The sequence below is a fragment of the Actinophytocola sediminis genome (assembly GCF_054779715.1).
In genome coordinates, this window is record NZ_BAAGXS010000098.1 from 86,130 (window position 1) to 104,026 (window position 17,897).

The window sequence follows — 17,897 nt, forward strand, 5'->3', positions numbered from 1 at the left end:
TTCAGTTGTCGAGTCGCGTGTAGACGGTGGCGCGCAGCCGGACCACGGCCACGCCGACGATCAGTACGGCCGCCCAGATCCCCAGCGCGGCCGGTTCGAGCAGGGCCGGCGGTCGGGCGGTGACCAGACTCGGCCCGATCACCAACGCCGACCAGCCGCCGATCAGCCCGCCCGCGGCGCGGCGCACGCCGACCAGCCCGCCGAGCGCGAGCGTCGCCACCGCGAACGCGAGGCAGGGCAGCAGCCACCGCAGCGGTGTGGTCCAGGTGGCGATCGCCAGCAGCGGGATCAGCACCACGAGCACCGTGACCGTGCGGCGGAGCACCAGGTGGAGCCCGGCGCGGGGGGTGGCGGCGACCAGTTCGTGCGCCGGGTCCAGACCACCCGCCCAGGCCGCCGCGACCCCCGCGACCGGCGCGATCGGTGCCAGCAGCAGGGCCAACGACGGGAACGGCTCCGGAATGAGCCGGTCGGTGAGCAGGGCCAGCAGCACGATGACCGCGGTCATCGCGAGCCAGGGAGCCATGGCCGGGGTGGCCCAGGTGGCCAGCCACCGGCCGCGGCGAACGGGCGCCGGTGCCGGGTCGAGATCGAGGCCGGCCCACACCCGGTCGAGCAGGGGAGCGACCGGCGTCGCCTCGGCGGCGAGCCGAGCCCGGCAGTCCACACAGGACTCCAGGTGTACCTCGACCGCCCACCCGACGTCGGCGGCGAGGTCCTCGCCGGCCGCGTAGTCGCGTAGCAGTTCGGTGGACGCGTGCCAGGTCATGAGAGCGCCTCCCGCATCGCCAGCCGGGCTCTGCGGGCCCGGGTCTTGACCGTGCCTTCCGGCAGTCCCAGCAGCGCGGCCGTCTCGCGGACGGTCAGCCCGTCGACGACCATCGCCTGCAGTACCTGGCGCAGTTCCGGCGCGAGCCGGTCGAGCGCGCCCCCCACCCGGTCACCGACCACATCGGACAGTGCCTCGTCCTCCGCGGCGGGTGCGACCGGTTCGGCCGCCAGTGGCAGTGCGGAGTCCCGCGCGCGCCGGCGGAAGGCGTCCACGAGCCGGCGCGCGGCGATCGTCCACAACCAACCGACCGCGGTCCCGTCCACTGTGGCGCCGGCGAAACTGCCGGCCGCCCGCCACACGGCGAGGTAGGTCTCCTGCAGCACCTCGGCGACGATCTGGTCGTCGGTGCAGCGCCGCCGCAGCCGCACCGCGAGCCACGGCGCGGTGCGTCGGTAAAGCTGCTCGAACGCCGCCCGGTCGCCTCGTGCCACTCGCCGGACGAGGTCCTCCTCGTCACACATACCCGGCTAGACGACCACCTCGTTCCCCAGGTTCTCGAATCGATGTGACGTGCGTCACTTATTCTCCGGGGCGGTTGGCGATCTCGGCGGCGACCTCGACCGCGATCTCGATGGCCCGCGCGGCGAGTGGCGACTGCGTGCGTCCGGCCGGCCAGTGCAGATGGATCTCCCGTGCCGGTGGGGACGGTCGCAGCTCGTGGACGCGGAGCCGGTGATCAGCGCGGATGTCGGCGCCCTGGATCGCGAGCCAGGGCAGCACCGCCGATCCCAGGCCGGCGCGCACCATGGACAGCAGGGTGTCGTTGATCGCGCTGCGGAACACGATGCGCGGACAGGCGCCGCCGCGGGCGAGTGCCTGCTCCATCAACGGTTGGTCGCAGGTCAACGGCCAGGCCACCATCGGTACCTGGTCGAGCTGGGTCAGCCGGACCGGACCGTCGGGGAAAACACCGTTGCCGGCCACCAGGAGGTAGGGATCGTCGAGCAGCTTGACGTGGTCGACGTCGCCCTCGATCCGGCCGTCGTAGAACAGCAGGTCGAGATCGCCGATCCGCGGTAGGTCCGGCTCCTCCTCGGACAACCGGATGTCGCAGGCGGGGTGCTCGTCGCGCAGCCTGCGGACGACGGCCGGCAGGATCATGCTGGACACGCTCTGAAACGTGCCGATGTCGATCCGGCCGTCGCCCGCCTTGAACCGGTCGACCGCGTCGGCCAACCGTGCCGCGTTCGCCAGCAGGTTGCGCCCCTGGCCAAGGACCACGGCGCCGAGCGGGGTGAGCCGGACGGGTTTGGGTCCGCCCGGTCGATCGAAGACCAGGCCGCCGACCGCTCGCTCCAGCGCGGCGATCTGCTGGCTCACCGTCGACTGGGTGTAGCCGAGCAGGGCGGCCGCCCGGCCGAAGGAGCCCTCGTCGGCGACGGCGACCATCGCGGCCAGGTGGCGCAGCTCGACATCGGTCACGAGCCCGAGGGTAACAGTGATCATTGCGAATACCGATCGAGTTGATCGGAGATTATCGCTTTTCACGATGGAGCAGGCGGCCTTAGCGTGACCGGACCAGCTAGTTCACGTCCGAAAGTAGGGCCGACATGACCGCGTTGACCACCTCCGCCGAGCCGCCGAGCCGGCTGCGGTCGGCACTCTGGCTACCGCTGTTCGACGACCTCGCCGACCCGACAGTGGTGGCGCGACTGGCCGCCGACGCGGAGGAGGCCGGGTGGGACGGCTGTTTCGTGTGGGATCAGCTGTGCTGGCGGCCGCCGGTCCGGCAGGTCGCCGACCCGTGGATCACGTTGGCGGCGATGGCCACCGCGACCGAGCGGCTGCTGCTGGGCCCGCTGGTGACGCCGCTTCCCCGTCGCCGGCCGGCCAAGGTCGCCCGGGAGACCGCGACTCTGGACCGGCTCAGCGGCGGGCGACTCATCCTCGGCGTCGGCATCGGCAGCGACCGGTTCGCCGCCGAGCTGTCCAGGACCGGTGAGCAGCTCGACGATCGGCTGCGCGGCCAGCTGCTCGACGAGTCCCTGGAGATCCTGGCCGCGGCGTGGTCCGGCGAACCGGTCCGTCACCGCGGCGAGCACTACCTCGTCGACGATGTCGAGTTCCGGCCGCGACCGGTTCAGCGGCCCGGCGTGCCGGTGTGGGCCGCCGGGTTCCCCGGCAACGTCCGGCCGATCCGCCGGGCCGCCCGGCTCGACGGGTTCTTCCCGGTCAACCTCGAGCACCCGGACCAGCTCGCCGAGATCGCCGCCACCATCGCCGACTTCCGATCGGGCGTGCCCGGCCCGTACGACATCGCCATCGGTCTGCCCGCCGACGCCGACCCCCGGCCGTTCGCCGCCGCCGGTGCGACCTGGTGGTTACCGGAGCTCGAGCCCGGCGTACCGCTCGACACGGTGCGCGGGGTACTCCGCGATGGTCCGGCGAGCAAGGGAGCTGCCTGAGATGTTCGACTACGACGCCGAGCTGCGCCGCTACCAGCCGCGGCTCCACGCCGCCGCCGGCGTCCGGCCCGCTGATCGCGTGCTCGACATCGGCTGCGGTACCGGCCAGGCCACGCGGGCGGCCGCCAACTCCGCTACGTCGGGAAGCGCGCTCGGCGTGGACCTGTCCGGCCCGATGGTGGACCGCGCCCGCCGGTCGAGCGAGACGGCGGGCATCCGCAACGTCCGTTTCGAGCGGGCCGACGCCCAGGACCACCCCTTCACGCCAGGGGATTTCACCGTGGCGCTCAGCCGGTTCGGCACGATGTTCTTCGCCGACCCGGTCGCGGCGTTCACCAACATCGGGCGAGCGTTGCGGCCGGGGGCGCGGCTGGTGCAGCTGGTGTGGCAGGCCGGCGACCGCCAGGAGTGGGTCGGCGCGGTCCAGCAAGCACTGACCGGCGACCGGACCGCACCGGCCGGCCGTGGCGCCTTCTCGCTGGCGGATCCGACCGTCACAGCCGGCGTGCTCACCGCTGCCGGCTTCACCGAGCTCGAGATCACCGAGGTACACGAGCCGGTCTACTACGGCCAGGACGCAGCCGGCGCCCGGGACGCCCTGTTCGCACTGGGGATGGTCCAGAACCTGCTCACCGGCCTGGATGCCGCGGCGACGAATCGCGCCCTCGACCGGCTGCGGACCATGCTCGACGCCCATGACACCGGCGATGGCGTGTGGTTCGACGCCCACGCCTGGCTGGTAACCGCGCGTCGCCCCTGACCGGACAGCCGCTCCACGGTGAGCGTCCCGAACGGCGCGTTCAGGGCACTGGTGGGTGTCCGATCGGGCAGACGTGCTGGTCCGCCGGAACCAGCGCCTGGGTCACCGCGTGACGAGCTGATAAGCAGGAGTCACCGCTCCGCGGGAAGCGGATGCCGTCTGTCTGCCCTCTGGAGGCTCTCCGATGCGCAAGCTCGTGCCCGGTCACGGCCACCGGCGAACCAGGACCGCCGAGGACACCACGCGGGAGCCGGCGCCGACGGGGGTCGCGGCGCTTCAGCGGCTGGTCGGCAACGCCGCCGTCAGCCGGGCGATCCAGCGGTTGACCAACCCGCCTGCGGACACCGACGCCGGCTCGGCGGCGGTGACCGTGCTGCGTAGCGCGGGCCAGCCGTTGGCGCCGCCCGTTCGCCAGGAGATGGAGGCGCGTCTTGGCGCGGACTTCGCCACGGTACGGGTGCACGAGGACGGCGCGGCCCGCCGGGCGGCGGCCGCGCTCGGGGCCCGCGCCTTCACCTCCGGCGATCACGTCGTCATCGGCGAGGGTGGCGCGGACCGGCACACCCTGGCCCACGAGCTCACCCACGTGATCCAACAGCGACAGGGGCCGGTGGCGGGCGCGGACAACGGCGCCGGGCTGCGGGTCAGCGATCCCGGCGACCGGTTCGAGCGGGCCGCGGCGGAGAACGCCAGGCGGAGCCTGGCCGGGCCGGTGGCCGACCCGGCCACGGTGCACGAGCCGGCGCGGCAGGCATCGGCGCCGACGGTGCAGCGGGCGCTCACCGTCGGGCAGGAGGACCTCACCGCGCAGTACCAGACCAGAACGGCCAGGCTCGACCAGCAGCAGCAGCGGGAGTTCCTCAACCGGATGTCGGCCAGGGTCTTCCGGCAGTTCTACACCGAAGCCGCGCCGAACTTCTCGCCGGCGGAGCGGGCCGCGTTCCGGACCGAGCAGAACAGGATCCAGTGGCAGCTGAAGAAGATCATCGTGGCACCGATCGGACACCAGGGGTATCACCCGGTGCTCGAACGCGAGATCGGCGTCCACCCGGACTTCGGCACCAAGAACCACGACGTCCGGGTGGCCAACTACACCGACCTGGCGCGCAACCTCATGGGGTGGGTCTACGCGAAGGAGAACCGGCACGAGGAGAAGGAACGCGCGCGGGAGATCCAACAGGACGGCGAGGTCGAGCAGCTGTTGAACGTGCTGCTGCGGCGCATGGCACGCAGGGTCGAGCGCATCGAGTACCGGAAGACGGTACGTCCTGGCGGCCGGGTTGACCGCTCGCGGATGTCGACCAGGCAGCAGGACCTCATGCTGCGGGAGCTGCGGACCGGGATCGCCCATCTCGAGTCACAGCCGAAGATCCGTCCCCTGGTCGGTCCGTCCCGGTACGATTCCGCACGCGCGGGGGAGCCGGTCGGGCTCTACGCCAAGCATTTCGCCATGAACCCGAAGTTCGAGGGCACCGACCTGCACAGCGACCTGTTCGAGCGCGGCGGGTTCCTCGAGCTGATGCGGCATCCGGAGCAGTTCTCCTTCCGGGACAAGATGATCGGCCTGCACGACCTCGCGGACTACTTCGGCCACTCCAGACACACCCCACCCACCATGGGCAAGCACTATGTCGACGACATCGACGACGAGGACAAGAAGAGCACCGTCGGCTTCGACCGCCGGGGCAGGCGAGTGACCAAGAAGGACCGCGGCCAGGCCGGTCACCCGTCCACGCGCGACGAGAACTCCGACACCACGAAAATCGCCCGCGCCAGGGAACGCCCGGTGTGGGCCGGCCAGTCCTACACCGCGGCCAGGATGTTCAAGCTGGCCAGGAAGTTCGACGCGACCGACGAGGAGGTCGCGGCGGTGGCCTGGGGCATCTTCTCGTTCTGGCGCGTCAACTTCGACCACACGACCGAGTTCGCCTACCACACGCTGCACGAGATCATGGACATCGGCCAGAACTTCCAGGTGCCGTACGACATCGACAACCCGTACGCCTCCCTGTCCATGGTCGACGTCGACACGATCACCGACCGGCTGCGCCAGGTCCGGGACAGCACGAACGGCGTGTACGACGACGCACTGGCGCAGGTCGAGGAGATGTCGGACGCGCGAGAGGAACACCGCGACCGCCGGGTTCGCCAGACCCTGCGGGACTTCCTGGACACCGCCCGCGACACGGTGGCCGAACTGCGCGAGATGCGCGAGGATATCGCCGACCGGATCGACGACCTCGACGACTGGGACAGGCTGCGTGCCAGCGAACGCACCAGCCTGGTGCGGTTCTGCCTCGATGACCTGGAGAGAATACGCAGGCGGAGCGTCACCCTTGGCCGAAAACTGCGCCGGCTTGACCGCAAGTACCGCAGGGAGACTCGCTGACTCCGGTCGCGGTCGTCGACGGCGACGACCGGCCGGTGTCCGGTTCGATGTCCTGTTCGGTGCCCGAAGTCTTCGGGTTTCCTTCCCCGACAGGCACATCGCACCGGATCGCTTGGCTTTCGGCGCCGTCGTGTTGGAGTCTGGCCACACGCCAGGTTCGGTGCGGAGGTGCGATGCGATCCGATGAGAGCGGCGGCTTAGAGTCACCCGGCTCGACAGAGCGTTTTGCCGGCGACCTCTTCCTTCGCCTTGCCGTCGAGGGTTGGCTGGTGGTGTCCTCCTCGGAGGCGGAGTACGCCATCAGCGAGTTGGAGTCGACGTTGGCCGAGATTCGCTCGCGGCTGCACGAGGCCAACGTCCGGCCGGTGGACGCCGACGTCCCGCCCGAGGTGGACAGTCCGACGGTGGAGTCCGCCTTCGCCGGCCGGATCGCCGCGGATCGCTGGGAGCGGGCGCTGGTCGAGCTGCCGAAGTACATTCTGGCGTTGCGGATCGCGGGAAACTGTTGGTGACGGGCCGTTTTCGGCCAGGCAGGTGAAATCGCCGGGAGTGCGCGCACTACCCGGCGATCAGCGAGTCCCGCGTGGATGGATCAGTTGCCGTTGGGCTGGTCGACCAGCTCACCGCTGACGTTGAGCACCTGGAAGCAGTTGGGCGCCTGCCGTCCGCTGATCGGCGTGCCCGGCCGGGAGCACTCGACGGTGGCGGTCACCCGGGATCCCGCCTGGACATCGATCGGGGTGACCCAGTGGTAGTCCTGGTTGCGGAACGTCTCCAGGGCGATCGTGGTGATGGTCCGGTCGCCGAAGTCGATGGTGAGCACGCCCTCGTCGCCCTGGTGGTTGGCCAGCACGATGTCGGTGATGCGGAAGACCTTTCCAGGATCCACAGTGTACGTCTCGATGCCCTGCTGGCCGCGGTTGGTGCGCACCTCGATGGTGGCGGAACTCTGCTGGCCAGGACCACCGCCGCCGCCGCCGGCCGCGGCGCCGTCCTGTTCCCCCTGTCCCTCGGCGTCCTGCTGGTCGCCGGCCTCGCCGCCCGCCGGTGGTTGCGGCTCCGGTGGTGCCGCGTCCTGTTCGGACTGGGCGATCTCCGCCGTCCGGTCGTCGGCGGCCTCACGCGCGGCGCTCTGCACCGCCGGCCGCACCAGTAGCAGCCAGGCCAACAACAACGCCAGCAACGCGGCGAGCAACGCCAGCAGCCACTTGGCGAACACCGGGAGCTGGATCAGCTCGCCGTCGAGCGGGTGCTCCTCGGCGTGCTCACCGGCGGCCGCGACCGCCGTCAGCCGCAGCGGCCATTCCACGGGTTTGCCGAACCACAACACCTTGGCGATTCGTACCCGCAGTTCCAACTCGGCGAGGTCGCCGGGTTCCACGGCAGTCGGGCGCGCTGGCAGGTCGTAGGTGAGCTGGTCGTCGGTCTCCGGCGCCGACAACGCCACCCCCACCGGGATGTTGCCGTCGTTGTGCACGTTCACGTGGTAGCGGGCGCGTCGCCACGCCCGGCGGCGTTCCGGGACGAGCTCGACTCGTTCCTCGGTGAACGGCTCGACGACCACGGTCGCCTCCGTCACCACCACCGACTGCGGCCGTTCCGTTGGCAGCACCCGAACTCCGAGCGGTTTCTCGCCGGCGCGCACGGTGGGCGAGCGCGGCGGGCTGAGCACCACCGTCACCTGTTCGGAGGTGCCGGGGTAGAGCGACAGCCTGGCCGGCTCCACCACGGTCCAGGGGGCACACTCGCCCACCACCTCGAACGTGTACGCCTCGACGATGTCGCTGTCGTTGCGCACCGTCATCGCCGTCCTGGTCTCCTGGCCGGGCGTGACGGCCACAATGGGGAGACCGAATTCTGTCGTTGCGGTCACCACCGGAACGTAGGCCCGCGCGCCGATCCGCTGGCAGGGACAAAAAGGCACCGTGTGGGCAAAACACGTGCACTCGTGCGCCGGGACGGCTGCCCGGCCGTCGCCCGGCCAACATGATTTGGGTGGAGGTGCCGAAATGACCACGAGAATCCCGGTAATGGTATACGCGGAGGACCCGGTGCTGCGGGCCGGCGTCATTCACCAACTCCGACCGCGTCCGGAAGTGGAGATCCTGGCGGTGGAGGAGCAACCGCGGGCGGAGGTGTCGCTCGTGGTGGTGGACGAAGTGGACGACGCGGCCACGAGACTGTTGCGCAGACTCCAGCGAACATCGACGACCAGGACCGGTGTGGTGGTCGGCCGGATCGATCGGGAGTCGTTGCAGATCACCGTGGAGTGCGAGGTGTCGGCGGTGATCCGGCGTGCGGACGCGCGCCAGGACCGGTTGGTGAGCGCGGTGCTCGCACTGGCCAACGGTGAGGCGGTGTTGCCGGGGGACCTGGTGGCCACGTTGCTGGACCACGTGGGGCAGCTGCAGCGCAACTCGCTGGATCCCAACGGTCCCACGCTGTCCACGCTCACCCCGCGCGAGGTCGACATGCTCCGGCTGATCTCGGAGGGCTTCGGCACCGCCGAGATCGCCGCCAAACTGTCCTATTCGGAGCGAACGGTGAAGAACATCCTGCACGGCGTCACCACCCGGCTGCACCTGCGAAACCGGGCGCACGCGGTGGGCTACGTGATGCGGCACGGCCTGATCTGACACCGGTTGCCCGAAACTCCCTCGAGCCTGCCCCGACCGTGCCCGCCAGGACCTCGGTACGGCGTGCCGGTGGGGGCGACGATTCGCGGAGATGGTCTGTGACCGGAGGTGTGAGCGTGTTCAGCAGGGCGAGAACCCGATTCCTCGCCGTACTCGCCGCCGGCGTGGCGTGGTGCGGTGTGCTCCTGGTGGTGCCCGGCGCCACCGCGCCGTCCGCGGTCGCCCAACCGGAGGAGGAGGCCGCCGGCCGGATCGCCTTCGCGGGCACCGGCCACCGCAGTGTCGGGGTGCTGACCGAGCCGGTCCCCGACCAGCTTCGGCCGACCGAGCCACTGCTCGGGAACGGGACGGCGCATTTCGACGACCACGTGTCGGCACGGGGAAACCTGGTGGTGTTCACCAGCCTGCGGGACAGCCGCCTGCCGCAGGTCTACCTGCGCGCCGAGGACGGGTCGGTGCGCAGGCTCACCGCCGACCGCGACGCCGGCCATCCGCAGCTGTCGCCGGACCTGCGGTCGGTGGTCTTCGACTCCGCCGAGGACGGCCAACGCGACCTGTGGCTGGTCGGCGTCGACGGGACCGGGCCGCGCAGGCTCACCGACACCCCGAACAACGAGACCTGGCCGGCGTTCTCGCCCGACGGCACCGAGATCGCCTACGCCGACGACCAGGACGGTGAGATTTACCGCAGGCCGGTGGCCGGCGGTGACCCGGTCCAGGTGACCGACGAGCCAACCGGGACCGCCGGGCAGCCATCCTGGAACCCGGTCGACGGCCGCATCGCCTACACCGTCGACCAGGGTGGCGAGACACCCGTCCAGGTCTGGGTGACCGGGGGCACGGGTGACCGGCAGCCGATCCTTGGCGGCGACCAGGCCGGCTGGGGAAGTCATTGGCCTGTCTGGAAACCGGATGGGACCGGTCTGCTGTTCCTGAGCATCGACCAGGTGTGTGACTGCCCGGCCGACCCGAACGTCGAGAAGGTGTACCAACTCGACACCGCCGCCGGACTGCCGGTGACCACGCCGCCCAGTCTGCTGCTGGCCGAGGACCGGTTGGTGTCCTCGCCGGCGTGGCTGGCCGGGCCGGATCGGCTGCTGGTGTCCCGCACCACCGCGCAGACCAGGAACACGGCCACGCTGCAGGACATCCGGCCAGACGGCGCGGACCCGCGCGACCTCGGGCTGGCGGTGCTGCGGGAGGACCCGGCGGCCGTCGACGACCCGAACCTGCTGTTCCGCCCGAACCCCGGCTTCGACCCCTGGTTCCAGCGCCAGAGCTACTCCCCGGACGGCCGCCAACTGGTGCTGAGCCGGTTCGAGGACGTCGACGGCGTGCGGGCGCAGCGGATCTGGCTCGTGGACGCGGACGGCGGCAACCCTCGCCGGCTGCCGGTGGCCGACCGGGCCGCGACGGACTGGGAGTTCGACCCGGCGTGGTCGCCGGACGGCAGGTTCGTGGCCTTCGCCCGGCGCTCGCCCGGCGGCGTGCGCCCGGCTGGCGGACCGAGCCGGGTGGTGGTTGTCGAGGTGGCGACCGGCGCGGTGGTGGGACAGTTGCTTCCGCCGCCGGAGGTCGCCGACCGGGAGGACACCCAGCCGGCGTGGTCGCCGGACGGGGCCACCCTGTCGTTCACCCGAGGGCTGATCACCGACGGGCCGGACGGGGAGATCCGCGACAACCACGTGTGGACCGCGCGGGCCGGCACGCTGGACCAGCAGCGGGACATCTCCAGCGAGGTCTGCGGGTTCGACTGCGAGGTGACCGACGACAGCTCGGGGTTCAGCAACGCGGGCGAGCGTCTGGTGTTCAACCGGGAGCAGGACGGCCTGCTCGAGGTTTCCCTTGCCGACAGCCAGTGTGCGGTGCTGCTGCCGGCCACGCCGAGTACCTGCGCGGCCCCGGTGACCGCGCCGGCCGGTCCGTTCCAGCCCCGGGACGCGGCGTTCTCGCCGGACGACGCCCGGCTGGTGGTGTCCACCCGCCGGGAGCAGGCGGCCGCCTCGCCGGAGGAGCTGGCCGTGCTGGACCCCGTCACCGGCCAGCTCGACCGGATCGCCACCGGCCTGCCCGGCCGGCAGAAGGAGCCCACCTGGCAGCCGTCCGCGGACCTGACGGTGACCGCGCCACCCGATGTGTCCACTGTGGACATCGGGAGCCCGGTGACGGTGCCCGTCGAGGTCGGCAACCGTGGTCCGGGCAGCACGGACGGGGTGCTGACCGTCGCGGTGCCCGACGGCGTCGGGCTGGACGCGCTGCGGCCGGCGCGCGGGAGCTGTGTCGTGGCCGAGCTGCGCTGTGACCTCGGGGTGCTGGCCCCCGGGGAGACCGTCGAGGTCTCGGTGGACCTGGTCGGCCTGGTGCCCGGCCGGCCGGCGGTGACCTGGTCGGTGGCCGGGCAGGTGCTGGACGTGCGGCCGAGCGACAACACGGCGGAGACCGAGATCCCCGTACGGGAGCCGCCGGCACCACCGCCACCGCCCGCGCCACCCTCGCCACCCGCGCCGCCGGCGCCCGACGCCGGGCCAGGGGTCGCCGTCGTCGTGCTCCCCAATCCGTCCTATGTGGGCGGTCGAGCGACGGTGCGCTACACCGTGGTCAACCGTGGCGGCGCCCTGGCCACCGGGCTGCGGCTGGCCTTCGAACTGCCCGCGTCCGTGCCGGTGGTCGCCGTGCCGCCTGGCTGCTCGGCCTCCGGGTGCGCGGTGCCCGACCTGCCGCCGGGGGCGACCCAGGTGGTCACGGTCCTGCTCGCGCCGAACGCGCCACTGCGCACCACCGTGCGCGGCCGGTTGCTGACCACGGGCACCGACGCCGACCCCGCCGACAACCTGGCGAGCACGCCCATGCGCGTACTGCGGCCGAGAATCGTGGCCGTGCCGGACATCGGTGAGCCCGGCTTCGTCACCTCGGTGCGCGGCCTGGACTTCCCGCCCGGCACTCCGGTCCGGCTGACCTGGTCGCCCGGCATCACCGCGGCGGCCGTGCCGACCATTCCCCGCGCCGACGGCGGGTTCGCCGCCCAACTGCTGATCCTGGCCAAGGACCAGACCGGGCAACGCGTGATCACCGCGACCGGCACCGGCTTCTCCGCCGCGCGCACACCGTTCCTGGTCGTACCGGGCTCGGTCGCGCCACCGGACATGGTCGGGCGCCGATGAGGGGAGGTAGGCGGTGATCGACGAGGTGGACGAGGGAATCCGCCGGCTGCTCGCCGAGGGCGGCGTGCCCGGCGACCAGGGCGAGCTGGCGTTCGACGCGCCAACAACGGGGTGGGCGTCGCGGCGCAACGCGCCGACGGTCAGCGTGTTCCTCTACGACATCCGGGAGGACCTGAGCAGGCGCAAGACCGGCGCGGTCGAGGTGTTCGGCGAGGACGGCGTGCTGCGCGGCCGGCGCGGTGTCGCCCGCTGGTTTCAACTGTCCTATTTGGTCACCGCGTGGACCAACCGGCCGCAGGACGAGCACCGGCTGCTGTCCCAGGCACTGAGTTGCCTGGTGGGCAGCGAGCGGCTGGAACCGCGATGGCTCACCGGCACGCTCGCCGAGTTGGGGCTCTCGATCGGACTGCGCGTGGCCGGCCCGATGTCGGAGAGCGGCGCGGCCACCGACGTCTGGTCCGCGCTGGGCGGTGAGCTCAAACCCGCCCTCCAGCTCACGATCATCGCACCGCTGGCCGGCGAATGGACCCCGGCCGGACCGCCGGTGACCGAGGGCATGGTGCTGCGGTCGACGACCGACGAGTCGCGCAGGCTGCGGTACGAGGGCCGGCAGACGGCCGAGGGCGAGGGGTTCGCCATGGCGCGGCCACGACCGCGCCCAGGCGCCAGACGCCGCCGGGGTGAGCCGATCCGATGACGCTCGCCGAGCACGACCTCACCCACCTGTGGCAGCACCTCGGCGCGGTCGAGCAACGGGTCCGGCAGGCGGTGGCCGCACGGCTGGACACCGACCCGGACCCCGACGACCCGTACCGGGGCCTCTACCTCACCCCCGAGGCGGCGGAGCGGGTGCTGTCGGCCCCCGCCCGGCGACACGACTTCGCCGACCCGGACGACCTCGAGCCGGGCTCCCGGCTGCACGAACTGGTCGAGCGGTTCGGCCTTGACCAGCTGGACGTGGAGTTCCTGCTGGTCGCGATGGCGCCCGACGTCGACGTCCGCTTCGAATGGCTCTACGGCTACCTCAACGACGACCTCACCCGCCGCCGCGCGACCGTCGGCCTCGCGCTGGAGCTGTGCGGGCAGCCGGCGGCCGGTGCCGGCCGGTTCCGCTTCGCGGCCACCGCACCGCTGGTGGCCGCCGGCCTGCTCGAGGTCCAGGAGCCCCGGCTGCCCGCGCTGTCCAGGGTGTTGCGCGTGCCCGACCGGGTCGTCGCCCATCTGCTCGGGGACGACACGCCCGATCCGGCGGTGACCGAGTTGGCGGCCGTCGTGCCAACGGCCGTTGCCACCCAGGAGGAACTGCCGCGCCGGATCGGGGACGCGCTGCGTGCCGGCGTCGGTCCGCTGCACCTGCACGACCCCGACGGCGACGCCGGGCGGACCGCGGTGGCCGCGCTGGCCTCGGCCGGTCACGGCGCGGTCGCGATCGACACCGTGACGCTGGCCGACCGCGACGAGCCACCGGTGGCGTCGCTGGTGCGCGAGGCGCGGTTACGGGGCGCCGGGATCGTGCTGGGCCCGCTGGAACCGTTGCTGCCCGCGAAGGTGCGGTTGATCAGGCAACTCGTCACCGAGGCTGGCGGCCTGCCGCTGATCATGCACGGCCGCGGGCACTGGGATCCGAAGTGGACATCGGCGGTGTCGATCCCCGTGCCACCGCTGGACCCCGATCGGCGGGCCGCGCGATGGGAACACGCGCTGCGCGAGGTCACCGGCCGGCCACCCTCGCCGGAACTGGTGGCCGACCTGGCCGGCTACCGGTTGGGCGTGTCCGAAGTGGACCGTGCGGTCGCCGTCGCCGCGCGGCTCGCCGTGCTCGAGAACCGCCAGGTCGCCCTCGGCCACGTGCGTGCCGGGGTGCGGGCGCAGAACGGCGCCGGGCTGGACCGCCTCGCCCGCCGGATCGTCCCGGCTGTCGGTCGGGACGACCTGGTGCTGACCGACGCGACCCGAAAGCAGCTCACCGAGGTGGTCACCCGTGCGCGCCACCGGGAACGGGTGCTGGGGGAGTGGCGGATGCGCCCCGGCGGCGGGCGGGGGCGCGGCGTGGTCGCGTTGTTCGCCGGCGAGTCGGGCACCGGCAAGACGATGTCCGCGGAGGTGGTCGCCGCCGAGATCGGCATGGACCTGTACGTGGTCGATCTGTCCACAGTGGTCGACAAGTACGTCGGCGAGACGGAGAAGAACCTGGAGCGGATCTTCACCGAGGCGGCCGGGGTGCACGGGGTCCTGCTGTTCGACGAGGCCGACGCGGTGTTCGGCAAGCGCTCCGAGGTCAAGGACGCCCGCGACCGGTACGCCAACGTCGAGTCGGCGTACCTGTTGCAGCGCATGGAGTCCTTCGACGGCATCGCGGTGCTCACCACCAACCTGCGGGCCAACGTCGACGAGGCGTTCATCAGGCGGATCGACGTCATCGCGGAGTTCCCGATGCCCGATGTGGCGCAACGCCGTGCCCTGTGGGACCGCTGCCTCGGCACGGCGATGCCGCGGGGGGATGATCTCGACCTCGCGTTCTGCGCGGAGCGCTTCGAACTGGCCGGCGGGTCGATCCGGGCGTGTGCGGTGACCGCGGCCTACCAGGCGGCGGCGGCCGACCGGCCACTGTCCATGGCCGACGTGGTCGCGTCGGTGCGCCAGGAGTACCGCAAGCTCGGCAGGCTGGTGCTCACGAGCGAGTTCGGCGCTTGGGCGGGAAGTTGAGCACCGCCGGCGGGCCATAAGGGCAACCGGGTTGCCCGCACTCCGGGTACGGCGGTCCTGTCGCCACCCACCCGTTTCGGGCGAGGCTTGTCCTAGCCAGAGCGAACCTTGCGAAGGAGCGAACATGCCGCAGTACCTGTCCCCAGGGGTGTACGTGGAGGAGGTCCAGTCCGGGGCGCGACCGATCGAGGGGGTTGGCACCGCGGTGGCCGCCTTCGTCGGCTTCGCCGAACTGGGGCCGTTCCACCAGCCGACCCTGGTGGCCAACTGGAACCAGTACGTGCGGCAGTTCGGCGGTTTCGTCGACGACGCCTACCTGCCGCACGCGGTGTACGGCTACTTCGCCAACGGTGGCGGTGCGGCCTACATCGTGCGCGTCGGCGGTACCTCGCAGGACGCCACCCCGGTGTCGGGCCCGCCGGTGCGGATCGGCGGGCTGCGGGTCGCCACGCTGCCAGGAGCCGGCGCGGACGTGACCGTCGAGGTCGCCGACGCCGAGGGCGAGAACCCGCCGGACGACCGTTTCCGGTTGGTGGTCCGGCAGGGCGGCAAGGTCGCCGAGACGTTCGACGTGTCGACCCGCAAGAACGTCAAGAACTATGTCGTCACCCAGGTTTCCGCGCAGTCCAAGCTGATCGAGGTCAGCGAGCAGTCCAGTGGCGCGCTCGCCCGGCCGGACAAGCAGTCGGTGAACCTGCCGGCCGGGGACGCCACCAGCCCGGCCAGGGTCGACGCCAGCGAGTATCTCGGTGATCCCGAGGCGCGGACCGGTTTCGGTGGCCTGGAGAGCATCGACGAGATCACCATGGTGGCCGCACCGGACCTGATGAGTGCCTTCCAGCGCGGCCTGATCGACCTCGAGGGTGTCAAGACCGTGCAGTTGGCCATGATCTCGCACTGCGAACAGCTGGGCGACCGGGTCGCGGTCCTGGACACCCCACCGGGGCTGTCCGCGCAGCGGGTGCGTTCCTGGCGGATGGACGAGGCGGGCTACGACTCGCGGTTCGCGGCGCTGTACTACCCGTGGATCTCGGTGTTCGACCCGCTCGGTGGGCGCAACACGATGGTACCGCCGTCCGGGCACGTCGCCGGGGTGTGGGCGCGCAACGACATCGAGCGCGGTGTCCACAAAGCACCGGCCAACGAGGTGATCCGCGGCGCGGTCAGCCTGGAGTACCTGCTGAGCAAGAGCGAGCAGGACCTGCTCAACCCCATCGGGGTCAACTGTGTGCGCGCGTTCCCCGGTCGGGGCATCCGGATCTGGGGCGCTCGAACGCTGTCCTCCGACCCGGCCTGGCGGTACCTCAACGTGCGCAGGCTGTTCAACTTCCTGGAGGAGTCGATTCTCATCGGCACCCAGTGGGTGGTCTTCGAGCCCAATGACGATCGCCTGTGGTCGAGCATTCGGCGCAACATCTCCGCGTTCCTCACCGAGCAGTGGCGGCAGGGCGCGTTGTTCGGCCGGACGGCGGCCGACGCGTTCTACGTCAAGTGCGACGAGGAGAACAACCCGCAGGAGTCCATCGACCTCGGTCAGGTGGTGTGCGAGATCGGTGTCGCGCCGGTCAAACCGGCCGAGTTCGTGGTGTTCCGGCTGGCGCAGTTCTCCGACAGCACCAGTCTCGTCAGTGAGTAGGCAGCGAACGAAAGGCGAATTCCATGGCAGAAGGCGACGCTCTTGCCACCCATGTCTTCGGCGTCCAGCTCGGCGGTTTCATGGTCGAGTCCCTCCAGGAGGTCAGCGGGCTGACCGTCGAGGAGGACGTGGTCGAGGTCTTCCAGGTCACGCCAACCGGGAAACCCATACTGCGCAAGCAACCCGGCGCGCAGAAGGGCGGCGAGGTCACGCTGACCCGGGGGCTCGACCAGAGTTCTGAGTTCACCAAGTGGCTCACCGAGACCCTGGAGAAGGGCGCGGTGAACTCGGCCAGGCAGAACATCACCATCGAGATCAAGGACACCGAGGGTAACTCGGTGCGGCGGATGCAGCTGATGAACGCGTGGGCAAGCAAGTGGGAGGGCCCGACGCTCAAGGCCGGTGAGTCCAGCGCCGCGACCGAGAAGGTGACACTGACGTTCGAGGAGATCAAGGTCGAATGAGGCGCAGAACGATAGGCCTGGACGCGTTGGACGAGCTGGTCGGCCAGCAGCCGAAGCGAGTGACCACAGTGGACCCGCCGAGGACGGAGTTCGACTTCGAGCTGCCGAGGGGGTATGTGGACGGCGACGGTGTGGTGCACCGGCACGGGAAGATGCGGTTGGCGACCGCACGGGATGAGCTGCGCCCGCAGATCGACCTGCGGGTGAAGGAGAATCCCGGCTACCTGAGCGTGGTGTTGCTCAGCCAGGTGATCACCGAGCTCGGCACGGTCGGCGATGTGCATGTCGGGGTGGTTGAACAGATGTACGCCACCGACATCGCGTTCCTGCAGGACTTCTACCGGCGGGTCAACAGCGAGGGGCACACCAGGGCCGGGGTGTCCTGCCCGTCCTGCGGTACCGCGTTCGAGGTCGACCTCGCGGGTGGGCGCCTGGGGGAATCATGACGTACGCGGCCGACCGGCTGCTCGAGGAGGTCGCGTACGTGGCCTATCACTTCCACTGGCCACGCGCGGAGATCCTGGACCTGGAGCACCACGAGCGCCAGCAGTGGGTCAGGGAGATCGCACGCATCAACACGAAGGCGAACGAGGGGCGGTGACCTGATGTCCTTTTTGGACAGATGGCGCGGTCGGCGGTGGGCTGAGCCGGCGGTCGCGCGTCCGCTCTGGGACGGTGGCTGGCGTGCAGTGCCCGCGCCAGGCGGGGTGATCCAGCGAGACGTCGCGATCGGCGACGGTGTGCGGTTCAGGTCGGAGTTGGCGTCCTGGCGGGATCACCGGTTCGGTACCGGGCTGGGGCATCTGGTCAGTCCCGATGCGCCGGCGGGTGTGCTGCACGGGCTGGTCACGTCGTACTCTGGCGACGCGCCGATGGTGATGGCGGCGCCACCCCCGCCCATGTCGGCC

At 71.2% G+C, this 17,897-nt stretch carries 16 protein-coding genes; 12 read left to right on the forward strand and 4 right to left on the reverse strand.

The annotated features are described in order from the left end of the window. Position 1: 1 nt before the first annotated feature. From ACYVIP_RS41910 to ACYVIP_RS41920, 3 genes are read right to left on the reverse strand one after another with little or no spacing between them, the layout of a single operon-like run. Entirely contained in the window at positions 2 to 769 is a 768-nt protein-coding gene (locus ACYVIP_RS41910) for a zf-HC2 domain-containing protein (RefSeq protein ID WP_460406669.1), read from the reverse strand. Continuing rightward, positions 766 to 1,293 carry an RNA polymerase sigma factor gene (locus ACYVIP_RS41915; RefSeq protein ID WP_460406670.1) on the reverse strand — a complete coding sequence of 176 codons (528 nt, stop codon included), beginning with the start codon at positions 1,291 to 1,293 and terminating at the stop codon, positions 766 to 768. The genes ACYVIP_RS41910 and ACYVIP_RS41915 overlap by 4 nt, the downstream gene beginning before the upstream one ends. A 58-nt stretch (positions 1,294 to 1,351) precedes the next feature. Beyond that, positions 1,352 to 2,254, reverse strand: a complete 903-nt coding sequence (locus tag ACYVIP_RS41920) for a LysR family transcriptional regulator (RefSeq protein WP_460406671.1) — start codon at positions 2,252 to 2,254, stop codon at positions 1,352 to 1,354. 128 nt (positions 2,255 to 2,382) lie between these two features. Between ACYVIP_RS41920 and ACYVIP_RS41925 the strand changes: the two genes are divergently transcribed. From ACYVIP_RS41925 to ACYVIP_RS41940, 4 genes are all read left to right on the forward strand, one after another. Then, positions 2,383 to 3,237 carry an LLM class flavin-dependent oxidoreductase gene (locus ACYVIP_RS41925; protein WP_460406672.1) on the forward strand — a complete coding sequence of 285 codons (855 nt, stop codon included), beginning with the start codon at positions 2,383 to 2,385 and terminating at the stop codon, positions 3,235 to 3,237. 1 nt (position 3,238) lies between these two features. Then, positions 3,239 to 3,997: a class I SAM-dependent methyltransferase gene (locus ACYVIP_RS41930; RefSeq protein ID WP_460406673.1), complete on the forward strand. Its 759-nt coding sequence runs from the start codon at positions 3,239 to 3,241 to the stop codon at positions 3,995 to 3,997. A 184-nt stretch (positions 3,998 to 4,181) separates the two neighbouring features. Continuing rightward, entirely contained in the window at positions 4,182 to 6,386 is a 2,205-nt protein-coding gene (locus ACYVIP_RS41935) for an eCIS core domain-containing protein (protein WP_460406674.1), read from the forward strand. 173 nt (positions 6,387 to 6,559) lie between these two features. Continuing rightward, a complete protein-coding gene (locus ACYVIP_RS41940; RefSeq protein ID WP_460406675.1) occupies positions 6,560 to 6,898 on the forward strand; it encodes a hypothetical protein in 339 nt (112 codons plus the stop codon). A gap of 80 nt (positions 6,899 to 6,978) precedes the next feature. Here ACYVIP_RS41940 and ACYVIP_RS41945 read toward each other — a convergent pair whose 3' ends face one another. After that, entirely contained in the window at positions 6,979 to 8,259 is a 1,281-nt protein-coding gene (locus tag ACYVIP_RS41945; protein ID WP_460406676.1) for a COG1470 family protein, read from the reverse strand. Between the two features lie 157 nt (positions 8,260 to 8,416). Here ACYVIP_RS41945 and ACYVIP_RS41950 point away from each other — a divergent pair, with 157 nt between their 5' ends. The 8 genes from ACYVIP_RS41950 to ACYVIP_RS41985 all read left to right on the forward strand — a co-directional run bounded on the left by ACYVIP_RS41950 (position 8,417) and on the right by ACYVIP_RS41985 (position 17,590). After that, complete coding sequence (locus tag ACYVIP_RS41950; RefSeq protein WP_460406677.1) at positions 8,417 to 9,022, forward strand: helix-turn-helix transcriptional regulator; 606 nt, start codon at positions 8,417 to 8,419, stop codon at positions 9,020 to 9,022. A gap of 116 nt (positions 9,023 to 9,138) precedes the next feature. Then, positions 9,139 to 12,183, forward strand: coding sequence for a hypothetical protein (locus ACYVIP_RS41955; protein ID WP_460406678.1), 3,045 nt, complete (start codon positions 9,139 to 9,141; stop codon positions 12,181 to 12,183). 13 nt (positions 12,184 to 12,196) lie between these two features. Further along, positions 12,197 to 12,880, forward strand: coding sequence for a Pvc16 family protein (locus ACYVIP_RS41960; RefSeq protein ID WP_460406679.1), 684 nt, complete (start codon positions 12,197 to 12,199; stop codon positions 12,878 to 12,880). Then, entirely contained in the window at positions 12,877 to 14,889 is a 2,013-nt protein-coding gene (locus ACYVIP_RS41965; protein WP_460406680.1) for an ATP-binding protein, read from the forward strand. The genes ACYVIP_RS41960 and ACYVIP_RS41965 overlap by 4 nt, the downstream gene beginning before the upstream one ends. A 124-nt stretch (positions 14,890 to 15,013) precedes the next feature. Beyond that, complete coding sequence (locus tag ACYVIP_RS41970) at positions 15,014 to 16,525, forward strand: phage tail sheath family protein (RefSeq protein WP_460406681.1); 1,512 nt, start codon at positions 15,014 to 15,016, stop codon at positions 16,523 to 16,525. A gap of 23 nt (positions 16,526 to 16,548) precedes the next feature. Then, entirely contained in the window at positions 16,549 to 16,989 is a 441-nt protein-coding gene (locus ACYVIP_RS41975) for a phage tail protein (RefSeq protein ID WP_460406682.1), read from the forward strand. Continuing rightward, the gene (locus ACYVIP_RS41980) at positions 16,986 to 17,435 is read left to right on the forward strand and encodes a hypothetical protein (RefSeq protein WP_460406683.1); all 450 of its coding nucleotides are present in this window, start codon (positions 16,986 to 16,988) and stop codon (positions 17,433 to 17,435) included. The genes ACYVIP_RS41975 and ACYVIP_RS41980 overlap by 4 nt, the downstream gene beginning before the upstream one ends. Continuing rightward, positions 17,432 to 17,590 carry a DUF6760 family protein gene (locus tag ACYVIP_RS41985; protein WP_460406684.1) on the forward strand — a complete coding sequence of 53 codons (159 nt, stop codon included), beginning with the start codon at positions 17,432 to 17,434 and terminating at the stop codon, positions 17,588 to 17,590. Before ACYVIP_RS41980 ends, ACYVIP_RS41985 begins: the two co-directional genes overlap by 4 nt. Positions 17,591 to 17,897: the final 307 nt, after the last annotated feature.